An 18690-nucleotide genomic window follows, 5' to 3' on the forward strand; every position below is an offset into this window, starting at 1 on the left:
TGAAAGGCGATCCTATGGGGAAATTCTTGCCTTGACCTCAGTGATCGCTGACACCGGGGTCGGATCGATGTCATAACCCAGCGCCAGATAGGTGCTCGCGTAGTCGCCGAGCCCGATCAGGCTCGCGATCCGCTCCAGCGGATGCACTCCCTCGGCTGCCAGCTCGGTGACCGGCACGTCGCGCTCGCGGGCCAGCCGCAACGACGCCTCACGCCGCCGCGTCACCTGCGGGTGCTCCTCCACGTCGCGCAGGACGACGAGCCGCAGCGTGCGGCTCGCGGTGTCGGCGAAGATGTCGCGCTCGGCCCACGGCCCGTCGAACGCCGCCACCTGGTGGTGGTCGGCCTCGGGCAGCTCGCCGTGGACGGCGGGGTACTTGGCGTTCGCGCCGAGCTGGCAGACCAGCCGGTACGCCGCCACGGACGCCGCCGGCGACGACCCCCAGATCATCGGCACGCTCTCGGCCAGGTCCATCGCCAGCGACTTGCCCGGGTTGATGAACGACTCGCTCGACGGGCGGCACCGGTGCGCCATGTCCTCCAGCGACCTGGCCACCCGCTCGAACAGGTCGGCGTCCGCGGACACCAGCCGCAGCGCCGCCGCCGCCACGATCGGGGGGATGCTCAGCAGCCACAGGTTGGCCCTGGACTGGCCGGTGATCGGCACCGGCACGTAGACGGCCGACGCCTGCGTGGCGATGGCCTCCAGCGGGGTGCCGGGGGCGCCGACGCCGAGCAGCGTGCAGCCGCGCCGCACCGCCTGCGTGGCCAGCGACAGCGTCTCCTCCGTGTCGCCCGAGCCGGAGACCGCGATGACCAGGTCCGTGGCGCCCACCCAGCCGGGGAGCTGGTAGGAGCGGACGGTCACGATCGGCAGCGGCGCGCCGCTGCCGACGACCGCCGCCAGGATGTCGCCGGCGATGCCGGAGCCGCCCATGCCCGCGACCACGATGGCGCGCGGCCGCCCGCCGCCGGCCAGGCGCTCGACGCGGGCCTCGACGGCGTTGCGGTAGCCGGTGCGTACGTGCGCCGCGGAGGCCGCGACGGCCGGGAGCATGCCGCCAGGATCGCCCTCGCCGAGGTGCCGCTGGTCGTCAAGCCGCTCCGGCTCCCAGGTCACGGCTTCCTGGCCTCATCGACGAGCAGGACGGGAATGTCATCCCGGACCGGGTAGATCAGGCCGCAGCCGGTGCAGACCAGCTCCTCCGCCTCGTTCTCGGCCCGCAGCGGGGCCTTGCACGCCGGGCAGGCCAGGATCTCCAGCAGCCAGTCGTCGATCTTCACGCAGACACCTTTCCCACAATGGCGAGGACCTCGTCCCTGATCGCCGTCATCTTGCTCTCGTCGGCCGCCTCGGCGTTCAGCCTGAGCAGCGGCTCGGTGTTGGAGGGCCGAAGGTTGAACCACCAGTCGGGCCCGGTCACGGTCAGCCCGTCGAGCTCGTCGAACTCCCCGCGCCCGGCGAACGCCTCGCGCACCCGCCGCAGCGCCTCCGCCTGGTCGGACACCTCGCTGTTGACCTCGCCGGAGGCGTGGTAGCGCGAGTAGGCGCCGACGACCTGCGACAGCGGCCGATCCTGCTCGCCCAGTGCGGCCAGCACGTGCATGGCGGCCAGCATCCCCGAGTCGGCGAACCAGAAGTCCCTGAAGTAGTAGTGGGCCGAGTGCTCGCCGCCGAACACCGCGCCCGACTTGGCCATCTCGGCCTTGATGAAGGAGTGCCCCACCCGCGTGCGCACCGGCACGCCGCCGTGCTCGCGGACGATCTCGGGCACGCCCAGCGACGTGATCAGGTTGTGGATGATCGTCGCACCGGGGTACTTGGCCAGCTCGCGCACCGCGACCAGGGCCGTGATCACCGACGGCGAGACCGACTCGCCACGCTCGTCGATCACCCAGCACCGGTCGGCGTCGCCGTCGAAGGCGAGCCCCAGGTCGGCACCGCTGTCGACCACCGCGCGCTGCAGGTCGACGAGGTTGCCCGGCTCCAGCGGGTTGGCCTCGTGGTTGGGGAAGCTGCCGTCGAGCTCGAAGTAGAGGGCGGTCAGCTCGATGGGCAGGCCGTCGAACACGGCGGGGACGGTGTGGCCGCCCATGCCGTTGCCCGCGTCCACGACCACCTTGAGCGGCCTGATGCCGCTCAGGTCGACCAGCCCGCGCAGGTGGTCGGCGTAGCCGTTGAGCAGGTCCTTCTCGATCAGTGAGCCGCCCGGCTCGGCCGCCGCCCCGACCAGCTCAGCGGCCCTGTCGCGGATCTCCGTCAGCCCCGTGTCGCCGCCGATCGGCACCGCGCCGGCCCGGCACATCTTCATGCCGTTGTAGCGGGCGGGGTTGTGGCTGGCGGTGAACATCACCCCGGGCAGCCCCAGGCTGCCGCTGGCGTAGTAGAGCAGGTCGGTCGAGCCCAGCCCGGCGTGCACCACGTCGGCACGGCGCGAGCGGGCGCCCCGGATGAACGCCTCGGCCAGCAACGGGGACGACTCGCGCATGTCATGCGCGACCACCACGGAACCGGCCCCGGTCACCTCGACGAACGCCGCCCCAACGGCCTCGGCGGTCGGCTCGTCCAGCTCGTCGGGCACCACCCCGCGAACGTCGTACGCTTTGAAGATCTTGGCGAGGTCGCCCACTCTCCAGCTCCGCCCCTAGGTCGTTTCCGCCGTACAGGACGAGCCTACCGGTCGCGGTGCTGCTGGGCCGATCTCAGAACGCGCAGGTGCCCGCGCCTGCTCACCTCGACGCCCTGACCGACCGGCTCACCCCCACCGGACGACGTGGGCCGCGCGGCCTCCCTGACCGCGTTGGCCAGCGCTTCGAGATCGTCGGAGCTGGGCGAGGCGCCGTCCGTCGGCAGCCGCACCACCTCCCAGCCACGGGGGGCGGTCAGCCGCTCGGCGTGTTCGGCGCACAGGTCATAACAGTGTGGCTCCGCGTACGTCGCCAGAGGGCCGAGAACAGCGGTCGAGTCGGCGTATACGTACGTGAGCGTGAAGACGGCAGGCTGGCTGCAGGCGGTGCGGGAACAGCGGCGGACGGGGCTCACGGAGGGACCGTATCTGGTAAGAGTGCGAGGCGCCACTACCTGAGCGCTCTTAACGAGCGTGTCGCCACAATTCGGACACCTGTCGCAGCGTTTCCACCCACATGCCCCGAACCCTCCTCCGGCCGGCCCCGCATCGCCCTCCCCGGCTTCCCCACCTCATGACCTGCCCAATCCTGCGCCCCGCCACGATCTTCCCGATCCCCCGGCGGCGCTCCCGATCTATCCGGCGACGTTTCCGGGGACCGCGCGGGCGGCCCCGTACACTTGCATCCGTGACTCCAAAGCGCGGTCCCCGACGGCGCGATCGCCACGGTCGCGGTCTCCGCGGCCCGCTCGCCCCCTCCCACGTCCCCATGGCCAAGTCCCGCAGCGAACGATTCGACGACCTGGTGCTCGACGCGGTCGACCGCCTCAGGCCGCGCTGGGAGAGGCAGTTGTCGGCGGTGGAGTTCGCGGTGGAGGACGTGCCGCCGCTGAGCGAGCTGGGTGACGGCCCCCGCCTCAACTCCGACCCGATCCCCTTCGGCCGCGCCGACGCCGCCACCGGCCAGACGCCCGCCTCCATCGTGGTGTACCGCCGGCCGCTGGAGGCCAGGGCCAGAGACAGGGACACGCTGGGGGCGATGGTCCACGACACCGTCGTCGAGCAGGTGGCCACGCTCCTGGGGCTGACCCCGGAGACCGTCGACCCCGGCTACGACGACCGCCGCTGACGTCCTGCTCCGCCCCTGCCGATGAGTTTCGCGGGCCTCGCGGGTCCAACCCACGAGACTCGACGACAGGAGGCCCGAGATGGGCGAGCAAGTGAGCACCGCGATAACCGGCATCAGGACCGTTGGCGTCCCGGTCACGGATCAGGACCGTGCCGTCGCCTTCTACGTGGACGTCCTCGGCCTGGACAAACGGCTGGACGCCCCGGTGGAGCAGCTCGGCGGGCGGTGGATCGAGGTGGCGCCGGCGGGGGCCGCGACCACGATCGCCCTCGTCCCGGCCGGCCCGGACGCCAAGACGGGGGTGGAGACGGGGATCCGGCTGAGCGTCGGGGACGCGACGGCCTTGCACAAGGAGCTGGTGGAGCGCGGGGTGCAGGTGGGCGAGCTGCTGCTGTGGCCGGGGGTGCCGCCGATGTTCAGCCTGCGGGACCCGGACGGCAACGGGCTGGAGATCGTCGAGTGACCGGCTCGGGTGGCGGGCGCTGAGCTGACCGAGCCGGGCCTCTGAGGCGGATCAGAGGGACAGACAGGACACGAGCGGAACTTCAGGCGGAACGACCACGGCGGCGGCAGGGTCGGCGGCCGTGCCGGTCGTGCAGTTGGCCATCACCACCGGATCCATCTTCTGCACCGACTCCAGAACCGCGACCTTCGACGGATCGACCACGGCATGGGCGGCGGCGGCCGGGCCCAGCAGCACCAGCCCGGTCGTGGCGGCGGCGATCCCAAGGCGGAAAGTCTGCACGAGAACCTCCTCGACATGTATGCGGACTATCACCCTCCGTCACCAAGTCGGCGCCACACAAGGAACAACTGGTTACGTTGGGTTATCCCTGTCGCGGTGGATCTCTGACCGCACAGGTGACGCGAGACCCTGAGCGATCAGCTCACTCCACCCACGATCGCCCTGCCCTGGCGGGCCGCCTCCACATAGAACGGCACGAGCGCCTCGAAGCCCTCGAAGCGGCCGGTTCCGACCTTTCCGACCCCCCACCCCTCGCCCACCAGCCCCTGCGCCACCGCCGTGACCCCGGCCGGATCGAGCACGAAGGCCGGCCCGTAGCCGAGCACGGATCCGGCCACGTCGTTCTCGCCGCTCTCGCCGGTGGCCGTGGCCAGCCACGGGTAACACTTCTTCCACCGCACGGTGCCGTGCTCGGCCTCGGCCCTGCCCTCCGCGACGGCGATCAGCGTCCGATAGTCGTCGACGAACATGTCGGCCTCGCGGGAGAACCCCTGCCGCGCCCGCCCGTCGTCGAGGAAGACGGCGCCGATCAGGGCGGCGGGGTCGGCCCGCACGGACGCCAGCAGCGCATCCTCGATCTTCGCGAGGTTCAACCGCATCGACATGATCAAAAGCTTAGTGCGGTTGACGCGGCCCCGCCTGTTCCTCATTATGAACATAGGTTCATGAACGTGCGTTCATACGAGAGGAAGCACCGATGGAGTCGATCGTCAACACCGGGCAGGCAGAGGCATGGAACGGCTACGAGGGCCGGCACTGGGCCGACCATCACGACCGCTACGACGCCACGAACAGCGGTTTCAACCAGCCCCTGCTGGACGCCGCGGGCATCGGCGAGCGTGATCGCGTGCTCGACCTCGGCTGCGGCAACGGCCAGATCACCCGGCTCGCCGCCCGCCACGCCCAGCACGCCGTGGGAGTGGACCTGTCGGGCCCGATGCTGGCGCGGGCCCGTACGACCGCCGCCGCGCAGGGCGTCACGAACGTCACCTTCGAGCAGGGCGACGTCCAGGTCCACCCCTTCCCCGAGTCCTCGTTCGACGTGGCGGTCAGCCGGTTCGCCGTGATGTTCTTCAGCGACCCGGTCGCCGCCTTCGCCAACGTCGCCAGGGCCCTCCGGCCCGGTGGCCGCCTCGCCTTCGTGTCCATGCAGGACCCGCACGGCACAGACCTCGGCAAAGTCCTCGCCGCGATCGCCGGCCTCCTACCGGGCTGGCGATCCGCGTCCACCCCGGACCGTTCCGGCCCGCTCTCCCTCGCCGACCCCGACCGCATCCGCGAGGTGCTCACGCGGGCGGGCTTCGGCCACATCACCGTGACTCACACGGAGGCCGTGGCCGAGATGGGCAGGAACGCCTCGGACGCGGCCGAGTTCTTCAGCGGCTGGGGCCCGATCCACTTCCACCTCGGCGGCGCCGACCCGGCACCGGTCCGCACGGCCCTGGAGGCCGCGTTCCGCGACTTCGAGGACGGCACCGCCGTGCGACTCAGGAACACCGCCTGGCTGGTACGCGCCGAACGCTGACCTTTCGCGGCATCAGCGGCCTACGTCCCCGATACGGTGTCCTGGTGTCACCGAGAAAAGCGCCGGCACTCCACGGGACCGACCTCAGCCTGCGCGAACACCTGGTCGCCACGGCCGAACGCCTCATCGCCGAACGCGGCACCACCGGTCTGACCGTCCGCGCCATCGCCCGCGAGGCCGGGGTGGCCGACGGCGTGCTCTACAACCACTTCGCCGACAAGGAGGAACTGCTGGCGCTCGCCGTGCGGGCGCACCTCCGGACGGTGGGGCAGGCCCTGGGCGAGCTGCCCCGGCCGGGCGACGGCTCCGTCCGCGCGAATCTGCGGGCGCATTTCCTGTACGGGATCGCGTTTCACAAGGCTGTGCTGCCGGCGTTCGCGGGGCTGATCGGGCAGCCGAAGGTGCTCGACGCGTTCAACGCCAGCGGGGTCTCCGGGGAGGACTGGCGGGATCAGCTTCGTGAGTATCTGCGGGGTGAGGTGGAGTTGGGGCGGCTCTCCCCCGGTGCGAAGGTCGATGCGGCTGTGGCGATGATCGTGGGGGTTTGTCATGAGACGGTGCTGGCTGCGCTGTTGTATGGCGCCTCCGGTGCTTCGGATGTGCGCGTGGAGTTCGTTGACGACCTGGTGAGCACTGTGCTGGATGGCATCGGGCCGGCCTGAGCCAACCTCGGGCGGGGCTGGGAGCGGTGCGGGCGCGGGCCGGGAAGGGCAGGGAACCCGGCCCGCGCCTGTGTGCCGGACGGCGGGGAAGACGGCACCGGGCCGTCCCGCGAGTGGCGCGCACTCGATGCACACGTCGGACAACGTCCCGCCTGAGACCCGCGCCGAGGTGTCACACTCGCGTGAAACTCCGCCGCCGAGGCGCCGCCCCGGCACTCGCTGCGGCAGTCGTTACGGCAGTCGCTACGGCATGTCCAGCCAGGCCGCGAACCGGGTCAGCAGCCGGGACGGCCGTCGTTCGAGCTGGTTCAGCATGCGGACCGTCTCGCGCACCATGGGATGGTTGCGCGTCTGCTGAGGCGCGATCCGACGGGCGGTGTAGAGCGCCTCAAGGGCCCTGCGGCGATCACCGTGATAAAGCCAGCCTCTGGCCAGATCGATCTGGAAGTGCCCGAGCCGCACAGGCGCGACCGTGGGCGGAAGGACCGCACGGCGCGCCCGCTCGACGGCCCCCGCGCCGTCACCCATCTCGACCGCCACCGCGACCTCGTGCATCACCACGTTGGACGGCCCGAACTCGAGCCCGTAGTGGTTGGCGTCCCCGCCAAGCAGGCGTGCCGCCCTGCGCGCGTGCTCGATGTGCTCGAACGCGCCCTGCCGGTCGTTCGCACGTGCCGCGAACACGGCGGACCGCAGGTGGGTCGCACCGTAGACGCTGAGCTCAGGGCCGGTGAGCCGGTCGAGATGGTCCCCCATGCCGTGACGGATGCGCTCCAGCAACAGCAGGCCCCTGTCGTGGGCGGCGGCCGCGAGGAACAACGTCGACCGCTGCCACTGCGTACGGGCCACGCGCAGCGGGTCCTGCGATTCCGTGGCAGCCCAGCCGACCCTGTCCATGGCAAGGCTCCGCAGGTCGAAGTAGCCGAGCGTGTAGGCGATGGCGGTGACCCCGGTGTAAGCCTCCGCCAGCATCGCGAACAACTCCTCACGCCGGCCGCCCTCGGCCGCGTGCACGGCCCGGGTCAGCTCCTCCAGCAGTCCGGGCAGCATGTCACCGAGCTGGATGTAACGGGCGTCCCTGCCCAGCGCCGAGGCCCGCCGCACATCCGCCCGCAACCGCTCGGCCGGCGGCGCGGGAAGCTCCTCGTCAGGCAGATCCCAGGCCAGGAGCGCGCGGCGCAACTCGGGAATCCGCCGATGCACGCGCGCCCTCCGCTCGTCGGCATCGCGGTACGGCTGCCCCGTGAGGTGGCCCACCTCGACCCGGAGTGCGCGCGCGGCAGCGGTGATCAGTGCCTGGGTGGCCGGCTTGTGTCCCGCCTCCACCTGAGAGACCAGGCTCTTCGAGCAGGGCACCCGGTCCGCCAGTTGCTGCTGCGTCAGGCCGCGCAGTCTGCGCGCTTGGGCGATGCGCCGTCCGATCGTTTCCTCGCCGGGTGGGGTGTTGAGGTCGCTCATGCGCTGGCTTCCCCGATGTCGGTCGACGGTCCTCGTGCCCTCCCACGTTAGGCGGCTCGGCCGTGATTTCTGGCGTCTCGGACGTAAGCGTCATCCGCGGGCCGCTACCGTCTGCGATGCTCAGGACATGTTCCGTCACAGCGCGCGACGTCGGCACGGCGGCGAGCAGGAGTTCTTCTACAAGCCGAGCCGCCGGAGATGGTGGTGGCAGCGGGCCGAGGCCTGCGACGACTGGGAGGACGATCCGGCGTCGAAGGTCGAGGAGCAGTTGTGGCGGGTCGCCTGGTGGGGGAACGGGTGGGGAGTATGGCCGGGGGACGCTGATCCGACCACGACCCCGCCCACCTACGCCACGAGGAACATCACACGGGCGAATCCGGACGCGGCCGGAGGGTGGGCCCTCGGGGTCGTGCCGCCACATCCGAGAATCCATGTCGCGTGCTCGTATCAAGGAGATCCGACCGCGCCCTTCCGGTGATCGGCTTCGGACGCGAACTGAGCTGGTCGATCCATCGTCACCTTGAGCCGGCCCTGGTACACGGGCTCGCGTCCGGGGAGCGCGAGGGGCCGGCAGGCCCCTCGCCCGGGGGTGTGGGGGCGTGCCCCCACAGGGCGCTGCCCGAGCCCCGTCGCGCGAAGCGCGTCTCCGGGGAGGACCTTGCAGTTCCCCCCGGAGCCCCCTCGCTCAAGGCAGGACCACCTCGTACGTGTCCGTCAAAGGCGGCAACATCGTGAACATCCGAGCCGGAGCCAACGGCTGTGTGGTCAGGAGAACACCTGTCCGCTGGCGTTCCTCCACCAGCCTGCTCCCGTAGACCTCCCCCGCCACCGGCGTCACCACCACCGCGAAATCCCCCCTGGCCTTCAGTTTCACGGCCCTGGTCCGTCCCGCCGGGATCTCCACCTCGTACGGCGTCTCCGCCGCCCCCTTCCCCGGCACCACCTGCACGCGGAGCTTGCCGGGCTGGGTGCCGAGGGCGGTGAGGAGGAGTTGGGAGCCGGTGGCGTTGCGGGCGACGGCGCTGCCGAGGGCGAGGGACGGGGTGCCGGCGGTGAAGGCGACGTCGGAGCGTTCGCCGGTGCCGGTGGCGATGACGCCGGCGACGATGGGGGTCTGTGAGGTGAGGACGAGGGCGGCGGCGGAGCCCGCCACTCCTGTGGTGACGTCCAGGGCGGTGACGCTGCCCGCCGGTACGTCGAGCGTCTCCCTGCCCTTCATCGCGTACTGGGCGTCCTGGCTGACCGCTTTGATCTCGACGACGGCGTCCGTGTCGCCCGGGGTCGCGACGAGGAGCCGGCGCAGGCCGCCGCCTCCGGGGATGCCGGGGACGACCACGCGGGTGGCGGGGAGGGCGGCCGGGGGGAGCCAGTCCACGCCGCCCGTCTCCAGGGTCGCCTTGGCGGCGACGGCGACGCGGCCGTAGGTGGTGGTGACGCTGACGGCCATGATGTCGGCGGACGGGGCCAAGGTCCTGAGGTCGATCTCCTTGTGCTCGCCCGGCGCGATCTCCAGGCCGAGGCCCGCGTCGCTGGAGATGCGGCCCTCCGCCGCGTACACCTGAACGTCCGCCAGCGCGGGCGCCTTGTCGGCGTTGGTGAGGTGGAGGCGGACGTCGGCGTTGGCCGGGCCGGGGCCCACCAGCCACGTCTGCGGGGCGGGCTCCGTGCAGCGGACGCCCGCCAGGCCGCGCGCCGCGCCGGCGGTGGCGCGAGTGAGGTAGCCGGCCTCCAGGCCGCCCGGCCCCTTGGTGACGTACGGTTTCCCGCTCTCCATGGTCTCGCCGTTGAGGGTGCCGGGCAGGTACACGTTGACCTGCTCGCCCTTCGTCCCCGGGCACACCGCCGTGACCGACTCCACGGCCACCTTGCGCGGGCCCGCCGGGGTGGGCGGGGTGACGGCGGGCCTGGTGACGTACGCGATGCCGTACATGGCGGCCAGGGAGACGACGACCAGCACCATCAGGCCGAACCTGTTGTCCACGAACCTCTTCATCACGCACCCGCCAGCGCGACGGCCGGTGCCTCGGCGGGCTCGGTACGGCGGCGGCCAGGTGACGCCAGGAGGGCGACCACCAGCAGCAACGCGCCCTGCACCCACAACCACACCGCGTGCGGGACGCTCACCGGCTGCACGGGGACGCGAGTGACCGGCTCGGCCAGGCGCCACAGGCCGCCGCCCGTGTCCGACAGGCTCATGCGTTCCAGGGAGGGCTGGGAGTCGAGGGTTCTGGCCAGCTCGGGCGTGACCGGGGGCGCCACGGCGACCATCGCGATGCCCTGGGCGGCCAGCGTGGCGGCGTCGCCGCCCCGGCCGCCGACCAGGCCCTGCACGGCGGCGGTGACGCGGTCGCGGGTCTGCGACGCGACGGGCAGCTCCGCCTCTCCGATGAGCGGGGTACGCCCGTGCAGCACCGTGAACCCCGGCCCCTTGATCACCAGGGTGCGCTCCCCCTGCGTCGTACGGGCGGCGGCGAGGGCGGGCATCACGTCGCGCGCGTCACCCACGAGCGGCCCCCGCACCCCGGTCGCCACCCAGTGACCGGCGGCCAGCAGCGGCGTGCTGAACGCCACCACCACCATGGCCGTCGCGCCCAGCCGCCGCATGCCGCCTCCGGCGCGCAGCTCGGCGAGGCGGTGGGCGGTCAGGCCCACCAGGACCACCAGCCCGGTGCCCGCGAACGCCAGCGGCACCCCCGGCCACACCTTCGTCCCTTCGACGGTGATGCGGCTGACCAGGATGGCCGCCAGGATCCCGTACAGGGCCACCGCCCAGCCGATCGCGACGATCAGGCGCTGGCGGCGCATGAGCAGTGCGGCCAGCGCCGCCGCCACCAGGCCCGCCGTCACCCAGAACGGGGGGAGGCCGGGGCCGCCTGGGCTGAGGGACAGGAGGCTCTCCGGGGCGAGGGACGGGGTCACGAGGGACGGGTCGTTGAGGCCCGCTTCCAGGAGGATCCTGCCGGGGTTCGTGAGGAGGGCGAAGGTCCAGGGGAGCAGGAGGATCGGGGGGACGGCGAGGGTGATCAGCATGGAGATCAGGACTTCGCGGCTCACCCGGACGCGCACGCCGCCCTTGGCCCGGCCGCCTCGCGCCCCGCCGCTCCCGGTGCCTGGGGTCCCGACGGCCGAGATGCCGCCGCCTGGGGTCCCGGCGGCCGAGGGGCCGCCGCTCGGGGTTCCGACGGCCGGGGGGCCGCCGCGCCCTCGTCCTCGCCTGCCGCCGCCTCGCCCACGACGACTGCCACCGTCATCGACCGCCACCGGCCCGCCGCCGTGCGCAGGCAAGGTGACGGTGCCCGCGCCACTGGCGGAGGCAGGGACGAAGGCACCGCCAGGACCGGCGGCCGGCCCGAACGCGGCGCCCGGTCCAGCGGCCGGCCCGAACGCGGCGCCAGGACCGGCGGCTGCGCCGGTGACGGCGTCAGGCCCGGCGGCCCCGCCGACCCCACTGCCGCCGCGCGCCTCTGCGGCATCGTCCGCGCCCTGACCCCGAAGACCGCCGACCACACCCCCCAGACAAACCGCCCCCACAACCCCCAGCACCGCGAACAGCGGATAGACCACCGGCACGAACGCCGTCCCGACAGCCAGCCACAGCCCCAACGCCCAGGCCGCCCGCCGAGCCCTCCGCCGATCCGGCGCCAGCAGGATGATCCCGAGCAACCACGCGTACACGGGCAGCAGCACGAAGACCACGGCCGTCCCCAGCCGCCCCGAGGAGATGGCCCCCGTGGCGACCGGCAGCAGCGCGTACGTCCCCGCGGCCCAGGCCCGGGCGGGCACGGATGGGATGAGGTGCCGGGTGGCCAGGTAGGCGGTGGCGCCGGCCAGCGGCACGGATCCCAGCAGGAGCACGGAGACGGCGAGCCACGTCTTGCCGAGGGCGAGCGTGGACAGGGCGGCGAGCACGGCCACGTACGGCGGCGCGGGCGCGGTCGAGCCGAGGCCGACGTCGTGGAAGCTTTCCAGGTAGAACGCCCACAGGTCGGCGGCGCCGCCCGTCACGGGGACGAGTGCGCCCCCGCCGAGCCGTTCGCCGCCCAGCACCGACCGTTCGGCCACGAGGGAGACGACGGTCAGCGCGAACATGAGGATGACGCCCGGCCTGCCGATGAAGCGCTGGAAGGCGCCGGTGTCGGACGGCGGGACGGCGTCCTGTTCCTCTCCGTGGGCCACGTGGTGGTGGTGCTGTCCGGCCGCGTCGACCGGGGCCTCGCCGGCGAGGAAGCTCTGCACCATGTCGGTGACGCGCCGGTAGGCCGCACCCCGAGGGGTCATAAACCGCTTTATGCGGATATATCCCTTCTTGCGGCCGTGACGGCGGGCCCGCCGCGCCCGCAGCAGCCTGAACGGGTGCACCAGCACCGAGCCCATGGCCACGACCTCGTCCAGCGCGTTCGCGGGCTGCTTGCTGACGATGAACAGCAGCGTACGGAAGAACGAGCCGAGCACGTTCCTGAGCAGCGCCCACCACATGGCCATGAACGGCAGGTTCGCCATCACCACGAAGATCGCGTTGCGCCGGTCGAGGCGGCGCGGATGGTCGCCGCTGACCGCGATGCGCCGCCGCCTGCGGGCCGCCGCCTCGGCGTGCCAGGCGACGGCGGAGGTCACGTTCACCACCTTGTGCCCGGCGTACCGCACCCGCCAGCACAGGTCGAGGTCGTCCCTGAACAGCGGGAGGAACGGATCGAGCCCGCCCGCCTTCTCCCACACGTCCCGCCGGATCAGCATCCCGGCCGTGGACACCGACAGGACCTCCCGCGTCCCGTCGTGCTGCCCCTGGTCGAACTCGCGCGGCTCCAGCCCCGTGTCCCTGCGCCCCGTGCGCCCGACGGTGACGCCGATCTCCAGCAGCCGCCTGCGGTCGATCCAGTCGCGCAGCTTGGGGCCGAGCACGGCGGCCTTGGGATCCTGCTCGGCCGCGCTCAGCAGCATCTCCAGCGCGCGCCTGTCGGGGGCGCAGTCGTCGTGGAGCAGCCAGATCCACTCCTCGCGCCCGGCGGACGGCATCCGGTCGAGCGCCTTGGCGACCGACTCGCCGAAACCGGTGGAACGGGGCAGGGAGATCAGGTTGCCGGGGCCGAGCGTCTGTCCCAGCAGGTCGGCCGAGCCGTCCCTGCTGCCGTTGTCGACGCCCGCGACGCGGTCCGGCCTGCGGCTCTGGTTGATCAGCGCGCGCAGTGTCTCCCCTAGCCAGCGCGCGCCGTCATGAGCGACGACGATCGCGGTCACGTAGGGACGGGACGACATGGGCAGGTGACTCCTGGGGGGAAGATCAGGCGGCCCCACCATACAGGTGCAAGCGGTTCAGGAGATGCGAAAAGGGTCACACGGCTTTCCGCGTGACCCCTTCCCCCCTATAGCTACACCGCCTGGCGCTTGATCCGTCTGCGCTCCCGCTCGGACAGCCCACCCCAGATGCCGAACCGCTCATCGTGCTCGAGTGCGTATTCCAGGCACTCTGCACGGACCTCGCACGATCGGCAGACCTTCTTGGCCTCTCGGGTGGAGCCGCCCTTCTCCGGGAAGAACGCCTCCGGATCCGTCTGAGCGCACAACGCACGCTCCTGCCAGCCGAGTTCTTCAGCGTCAAGCTGATCCTGTGCGATGACCGGATCGGTCACTGCACACCTCCCTGCCGCCCGCCCGCAATGGAGCCCCCCATGGACGCCTTCCTTATTACCCACCCACGGGAAGGCGTAACAACATGGTTGTAATTACACGCGTGTGCCGCACGTGGCGTCAAGCGGCATGCAGCTATCCGGGGAAAGACCAGATCTCGCCCCGGTGTGCTCGGCATGTGATGTTCGCACCGGACCGGCACCCCGCAAGCGGGGCGCCGGCCTGGCCCGTTTTCAAGCTCTCAGCGGTCGGAACCGTACCAGGGCGAGACAGACACCCGCCCGTGGCCCACCTTCTCTCTAGCCGTTCATTGCCGGTCCGTTACCTGCGTGGCTCATTGGGGGTGTATATGGCGGTCGGGTCGATCGGGTCGTCTCCCGGACGGCGCTGGTCGCCACCGAAGTTGCCCCCCAGCGACGCGGGGTCGATCCGCATCGTCGACTCGCCACCCTGCGCGTCCGGCCAGCCGCCCTGCTGCTGTTGCTGCTGGGGGGCCTGGTGGGTGGGCTGGTACTGGCCCTGCTGCGGCTCGTACCCGCCGCCGTACTGGACCTGACCCGGCTGCTCGCCGCCGCCGTACTGCGGTTGACCCGGCTGCTCGCCGCCGTACTGCGGCTGGCCCGGCTGCTCGTACCCGCCCGGCTGCTCGTAGCCGCCGTGCTGGGGCTGCTGGGGCTGGACGTGCTGCGGCTGGGCGTGCTGGGGCGCGTGCGGCGGGGCGGCGGCCTGCTGGGCCTGCTGCGGGTGGCCGAACGGGTCGTCGTACTGCCTGCTCTGCTGGGCGCCGTAATCGGGGACGCGCAGCTCGGGCTGGGTGCCGACGTTCGACTGGTACGTCTCCGCCTGCTGGTAGGCGTCCATGAGCTGCTGCGAGCGCGGGTCCACCGGCGGGTCGGGCTCCTGGTACGCGGGAGGCGTGGCGTACTCGTGGCCCGAGTACCCCGTGAACGGCTGCCCGCCCTGTTGCTGCTGCTGGTCGAACGCGCTCTGCCCGAAGTAGGGCTGTTGCTGGCCGAACGGCTGTGGCTGCTCGGCGGCCTGCGGCGGGTACGGCACGTTCGGCGCCGTCTCACCCGACGGGTAGGCCGGCTCGGCCGGGGGCGCGTAGGGGTTGGGCTGCTGGTCGGCAGGGGCGTACGGGTCGGCAGGGGCGTACGGATTGGCCTGCTGGTCCGCGGCGGCGTAGGGGGCGGGCTGCTCCGCGGGCGTGGGGAACGGGTCGTTCGCGGGGGGCGCGTACGGGTTCGGGCTGGGCTGGCCGTACAGGTTCGGCTGGCTGTCGGCCGGGACGTAAGGGGCGGGGGTGTACTCGCCGGCGGGCGGAGTGTTGTACTCCGACGGGGTCGAGGGGGCCGTGTCGGCGGGGACGTACTGGCCGAAACTCTCGGGGGCGTAAGGCTCGGGCTGCGGCTGCTGGTCGGAGGGGGCGGCGGGCAGCGCGCCCCTGATCTGGGGCGCCGGCTGCGGGGTGTACGCCGCGGCCTGGGGCTCGGGCTGGCCGCCGTAGCTGGGCGGCTGCTGGCCGTAGCCGGGGGCGGAGAGCGGCTGCTGGTCGTAGCCGGGGGTCGAGGGGGGCTGCTGACCGTAACCGGGCATCGAGGGCGGCTGCTGGTTGTAGCCCGAGGCGGGCTGCTGGCCGTAGCCGGGCTGGCCGGGCGGAGGCTGCTGGCCGGACGGGGGCTGCTGGCCGTAACCGGGCGCCGCCTGCGGATCCTGCTGACCAGGAGACTGCAGGCCGGACGGGACCTGGCCGGACGGGGACTGGCCGGACGGCGACTGGCCGGGCGGGGGCTGCTGGCCGGAGGGAGGCTGCGGGCCGTAACCGGGCTGCTGACCGGACGGGGGCTGCTGACCGTACGCCCCGGCCGCCTGCGGGTCCTGAGGCCCGCCGAAGCCGGGTTGCTGCCCGGCCGGCGCCTGCTGCCCGTGAGCGGCGTAGGGCTGATCCTGAGGGAAGCCGGGCTGCCCGTAACCAGGCCCCGCCTGCGGCTGCCCCTGGGGGTTGTACTGCTGCTGCTCGAAGAACCCGGGCTGCGGCCCGAACTGCCCGTGGTACACCTGGGCGGCGGGCCGCTCGGGCAGCACCTGCGGCAGCAGATAGACCAGCGCGAGGGCGGTCAACGCCAGGGTGGGCACGCCGAGCAGCACGTACTCGATGGTGACGCGCGCCCCGGCGCCGGCGAACAGCCCGCTCAGCAGCGCCAGCATGCCGAACACCGCCGCGAGCAGCAGCCCCGCCGCAGCGCCGTACGCGATGGGCTTGGCCTTGGCGGACGGCTCGCCCACTTTGGTGACCAGCAACACGGCACCGAGCATCAACGCCGTCACGACCGGGCTGGTCAGATCGGAGAAGTTCGAGGCGGCACGCTCCGTGAAGGACGAGCCGGACGAGCCGATCAATATGTGCCCGATCGCCAGCACCACGTTCAGCAAGCCAGCGACGAGCATGATCCAGGCGGCCGGCTCTCTGAGCCGGGCAACGTCAAATTTGCTCACAAGTACCCCCATCGGACCCTTTAGCCCGAAGGGAGTTTGCCACATCACTGACTCACCTGCGGGGAGTCCCAGGAACCTCTTCCATATCAAATCGCCCAATACCTGGCAGTACACGGCTGACGAAAACCGGAAAACCGGTCCGGAGACGGGCTTGTCAGAGCCCGATGGAAGACTGGGCCGCATGCACATCGTGTCACTAGCCGGCGGCATCGGCGGCGCCCGTTTCCTCCGCGGGCTGCGGGCCGCCGCACCCGACGCCTCGATCACCGTCATCGGCAACACGGGCGACGACATCACCCTGTTCGGCCTGCGGGTCTGCCCCGACCTCGACACCGTGATGTACACCCTGGGCAACGGCATCGACGAGGAGCAGGGCTGGGGCCGGGCCAAGGAGAGCCACGTCGTCAAGGAGGAGCTGGCCGCGTACGGCGTCGAGCCGCAGTGGTTCGGGCTCGGCGACCGCGACTTCGCCACCCACATCGTCCGCTCCCAGATGCTGGAGGCCGGTTACCCGCTCTCGCAGATCACGCAGGCGCTCTGCGCGCGCTGGCAGCCGGGCGTGCGGCTGCTGCCGATGAGCGACGACCGCTGCGAGACGCACGTCGTGATCGAGGACGAGCGCGGCAAGCGCGCCGTCCACTTCCAGGAGTGGTGGGTACGGCTGCGCGCCTCGGTGCCCGCCCAGTCGTTCGCCCTGGTCGGGGTCGACTCCGCGAAGCCCGCCCCCGGCGTGCTGGAGGCGATCGAGCAGGCCGACGTGGTGATCCTGCCGCCGTCCAACCCCGTGGTGAGCATCGGCACGATCCTCCAGGTCCCGGGCATCCGCGAGGCGCTGTCGCCGAAGACCGTGGTGGGCGTCTCGCCGATCATCGGGGGCGCTCCGGTGCGGGGCATGGCCGACGCCTGCCTGACCGCCATCGGGGTGGAGACGACCGCGCAGGCCGTGCTGGAGCTGTACGGCTCGGAGCTGATCGACGGCTGGCTGGTCGCCGAGGAGGACTCCGGGGTGTCGCTCGGCGGCGTGCGCGTGCTCGCCCGTCCTATCCTCATGCACGACGCGCAGGCCGCGGCCGACATCGCCCGCACGACCCTCGACCTGGCCCAGGAGCTTTCCGGTGAGTGATGTGACACGGGTCGAGGTGATCCCCGTGACCGGCCTCGGCGAGGTCCGGCCGGGCGACGACGTGGCGGCGCTGCTGGCGGGCGCCGACCTGCGCGACGGCGACATCGTGGTGATCACCTCCAAGATCGTGAGCAAGGCCGAGGGCCGGGTGCGCCAGGCGCCCGACCGCACGGCGGCCATCATGGAGGAGACCGAGCGGGTGGTCGCCAGGCGCGGCGAGACGGTGATCTCCCAGACCAGGCACGGCTTCGTGATGGCCGCCGCCGGGGTCGACGCCTCCAACACCGAGCCGGGCACCGTGCTGCTCCTGCCGGACGACTCCGACGCCTCCGCCAGGCGCATCAGGGCGGGCCTAAGCGGGCGCGTCGGGGTGATCGTGTCCGACACGTTCGGGCGGCCGTGGCGCAACGGGCTGACCGACGTGGCCATCGGCGCGGCCGGCGTGCAGCCGCTCGACGACTTCCGCGGCGCCTCCGACTCCTACGGCAACCAGCTCAGCGCCACGGTCACGGCCCTGGCCGACGAGATCGCGAGCGCCGCCGAGCTGGTCAAGGGCAAGCTCGCCGGGGTGCCGGTGGCGATCGTGCGCGGGCTGGCCCACCTGGTGACCGACGACGACGGGCCGGGGGTCCGGCCGCTGGTGCGGGGCGCCGACGAGGACCTGTTCCGTTACGGGTCGCGTGACGTGGTGTTCGCCCGCCGGACGATCAGGGAGTTCGCCGAGCGGCCCGTCGATCCCGAGGCGGTGCGCAGGGCGGTCGCGGCGGGCATCGCGGCGCCCGCGCCGCACCACACGACGCCGTGGCGGTTCGTGCTGCTGGAGACGCCGGAGGTCAGGACGAAGCTGCTCGACGCCATGCGCGAGGCGTGGATCGAGGACCTGCGCGGCGACGGCTTCTCCGAGGAGTCGATCGCCAAGCGGGTCAGGCGCGGCGACGTGCTGCGCAACGCCCCCTACCTGGTGGTGCCGTGCCTGGTCATGGAGGGCTCGCACACCTACAGGGACGACCGGCGCAACGCCTCGGAGCGGGAGATGTTCATCGTGGCGACCGGCGCCGGGGTGGAGAACTTCCTGATCCAGCTCGCCGTCGAGGGGCTCGGCTCGGCGTGGGTGTCCTCCACGATGTTCTGCCGCCCGGTCGTCCGCGAGGTGCTCGACCTGCCCGAGTCGTGGGATCCGATGGGCTGCGTGGCCGTGGGCCATGCCGCCGCGCCGCCGCGCGACAGGGCGCCCCGCGATCCCGCCGACTTCATCGTCACGCGCTGACAGGCGGTCAGCGAGGCGTTTACCGTTAGGAAAC

The 18690-nt window shown here is 72.1% G+C and carries 18 protein-coding genes; 7 read left to right on the forward strand and 11 right to left on the reverse strand.

The window, feature by feature from the left end; translation table 11 throughout:
* Positions 1 to 12: 12 nt before the first annotated feature.
* The 4 genes from FXF51_RS37410 to FXF51_RS37425 are packed head-to-tail and all read right to left on the reverse strand — an operon-like array spanning position 13 to position 3042.
* Positions 13 to 1119 (reverse strand): SIS domain-containing protein, encoded by a 1107-nt coding sequence (locus tag FXF51_RS37410; protein ID WP_148439442.1) that lies wholly within the window; start codon positions 1117 to 1119, stop codon positions 13 to 15.
* Positions 1116 to 1283, reverse strand: a complete 168-nt coding sequence (locus FXF51_RS37415) for a Trm112 family protein (RefSeq protein ID WP_080042874.1) — start codon at positions 1281 to 1283, stop codon at positions 1116 to 1118. Before FXF51_RS37415 ends, FXF51_RS37410 begins: the two co-directional genes overlap by 4 nt.
* Complete coding sequence (locus FXF51_RS37420; protein ID WP_148439443.1) at positions 1280 to 2629, reverse strand: phosphomannomutase/phosphoglucomutase; 1350 nt, start codon at positions 2627 to 2629, stop codon at positions 1280 to 1282. The genes FXF51_RS37415 and FXF51_RS37420 overlap by 4 nt, the downstream gene beginning before the upstream one ends.
* A 44-nt stretch (positions 2630 to 2673) precedes the next feature.
* Positions 2674 to 3042: a DUF3499 domain-containing protein gene (locus tag FXF51_RS37425; protein ID WP_080042876.1), complete on the reverse strand. Its 369-nt coding sequence runs from the start codon at positions 3040 to 3042 to the stop codon at positions 2674 to 2676.
* Positions 3043 to 3395: 353 nt separating this feature from the next.
* Here FXF51_RS37425 and FXF51_RS37430 point away from each other — a divergent pair, with 353 nt between their 5' ends.
* Complete coding sequence (locus tag FXF51_RS37430) at positions 3396 to 3755, forward strand: metallopeptidase family protein (protein WP_316247656.1); 360 nt, start codon at positions 3396 to 3398, stop codon at positions 3753 to 3755.
* Between the two features lie 79 nt (positions 3756 to 3834).
* Positions 3835 to 4218 (forward strand): VOC family protein, encoded by a 384-nt coding sequence (locus FXF51_RS37435; RefSeq protein WP_148439445.1) that lies wholly within the window; start codon positions 3835 to 3837, stop codon positions 4216 to 4218.
* A 51-nt stretch (positions 4219 to 4269) separates the two neighbouring features.
* On the opposite strand, the gene FXF51_RS37440 is transcribed toward FXF51_RS37435, so the two are convergent.
* Positions 4270 to 4500 carry a hypothetical protein gene (locus tag FXF51_RS37440; RefSeq protein ID WP_148439446.1) on the reverse strand — a complete coding sequence of 77 codons (231 nt, stop codon included), beginning with the start codon at positions 4498 to 4500 and terminating at the stop codon, positions 4270 to 4272.
* A gap of 137 nt (positions 4501 to 4637) precedes the next feature.
* Positions 4638 to 5105, reverse strand: a complete 468-nt coding sequence (locus FXF51_RS37445; RefSeq protein WP_148439447.1) for a hypothetical protein — start codon at positions 5103 to 5105, stop codon at positions 4638 to 4640.
* A 92-nt stretch (positions 5106 to 5197) separates the two neighbouring features.
* On the opposite strand from FXF51_RS37445, the gene FXF51_RS37450 reads away from it, so the two are divergent.
* Together FXF51_RS37450 and FXF51_RS37455 are read left to right on the forward strand one after the other, a co-directional pair.
* A complete protein-coding gene (locus tag FXF51_RS37450) occupies positions 5198 to 6025 on the forward strand; it encodes a class I SAM-dependent methyltransferase (protein WP_148439448.1) in 828 nt (275 codons plus the stop codon).
* A gap of 44 nt (positions 6026 to 6069) precedes the next feature.
* Positions 6070 to 6687: a TetR/AcrR family transcriptional regulator gene (locus FXF51_RS37455; protein WP_148439449.1), complete on the forward strand. Its 618-nt coding sequence runs from the start codon at positions 6070 to 6072 to the stop codon at positions 6685 to 6687.
* Positions 6688 to 6930: 243 nt separating this feature from the next.
* On the opposite strand, the gene FXF51_RS37460 is transcribed toward FXF51_RS37455, so the two are convergent.
* Positions 6931 to 8145, reverse strand: a complete 1215-nt coding sequence (locus FXF51_RS37460) for a helix-turn-helix domain-containing protein (RefSeq protein WP_148439450.1) — start codon at positions 8143 to 8145, stop codon at positions 6931 to 6933.
* A 127-nt stretch (positions 8146 to 8272) separates the two neighbouring features.
* Between FXF51_RS37460 and FXF51_RS37465 the strand changes: the two genes are divergently transcribed.
* On the forward strand, positions 8273 to 8623 hold the full coding sequence (locus FXF51_RS37465) for a hypothetical protein (protein WP_148439451.1): 351 nt from the start codon (positions 8273 to 8275) through the stop codon (positions 8621 to 8623).
* A 207-nt stretch (positions 8624 to 8830) separates the two neighbouring features.
* Here FXF51_RS37465 and FXF51_RS37470 read toward each other — a convergent pair whose 3' ends face one another.
* From FXF51_RS37470 to FXF51_RS37490, 4 genes are all read right to left on the reverse strand, one after another.
* A complete protein-coding gene (locus FXF51_RS37470; RefSeq protein ID WP_148439452.1) occupies positions 8831 to 10138 on the reverse strand; it encodes a DUF5719 family protein in 1308 nt (435 codons plus the stop codon).
* Entirely contained in the window at positions 10138 to 13398 is a 3261-nt protein-coding gene (locus tag FXF51_RS63000; RefSeq protein ID WP_262380081.1) for a glycosyltransferase family 2 protein, read from the reverse strand. Before FXF51_RS63000 ends, FXF51_RS37470 begins: the two co-directional genes overlap by 1 nt.
* Before the next feature lie 113 nt (positions 13399 to 13511).
* Positions 13512 to 13772 carry a WhiB family transcriptional regulator gene (locus FXF51_RS37485; RefSeq protein WP_020546325.1) on the reverse strand — a complete coding sequence of 87 codons (261 nt, stop codon included), beginning with the start codon at positions 13770 to 13772 and terminating at the stop codon, positions 13512 to 13514.
* Positions 13773 to 14091: 319 nt separating this feature from the next.
* Positions 14092 to 16266 (reverse strand): hypothetical protein, encoded by a 2175-nt coding sequence (locus FXF51_RS37490; protein WP_148439453.1) that lies wholly within the window; start codon positions 16264 to 16266, stop codon positions 14092 to 14094.
* A gap of 181 nt (positions 16267 to 16447) precedes the next feature.
* On the opposite strand from FXF51_RS37490, the gene cofD reads away from it, so the two are divergent.
* Both cofD and FXF51_RS37500 read left to right on the forward strand, forming a co-directional pair.
* Positions 16448 to 17389 carry a 2-phospho-L-lactate transferase gene (cofD, locus tag FXF51_RS37495; protein ID WP_148439454.1) on the forward strand — a complete coding sequence of 314 codons (942 nt, stop codon included), beginning with the start codon at positions 16448 to 16450 and terminating at the stop codon, positions 17387 to 17389.
* Positions 17382 to 18656: a coenzyme F420-0:L-glutamate ligase gene (locus tag FXF51_RS37500; protein WP_411268416.1), complete on the forward strand. Its 1275-nt coding sequence runs from the start codon at positions 17382 to 17384 to the stop codon at positions 18654 to 18656. The genes cofD and FXF51_RS37500 overlap by 8 nt, the downstream gene beginning before the upstream one ends.
* Positions 18657 to 18690: the final 34 nt, after the last annotated feature.

This window comes from Nonomuraea sp. PA05 (assembly GCF_008086045.1).
In the GTDB taxonomy this organism is placed as follows: domain Bacteria; phylum Actinomycetota; class Actinomycetes; order Streptosporangiales; family Streptosporangiaceae; genus Nonomuraea; species Nonomuraea monospora.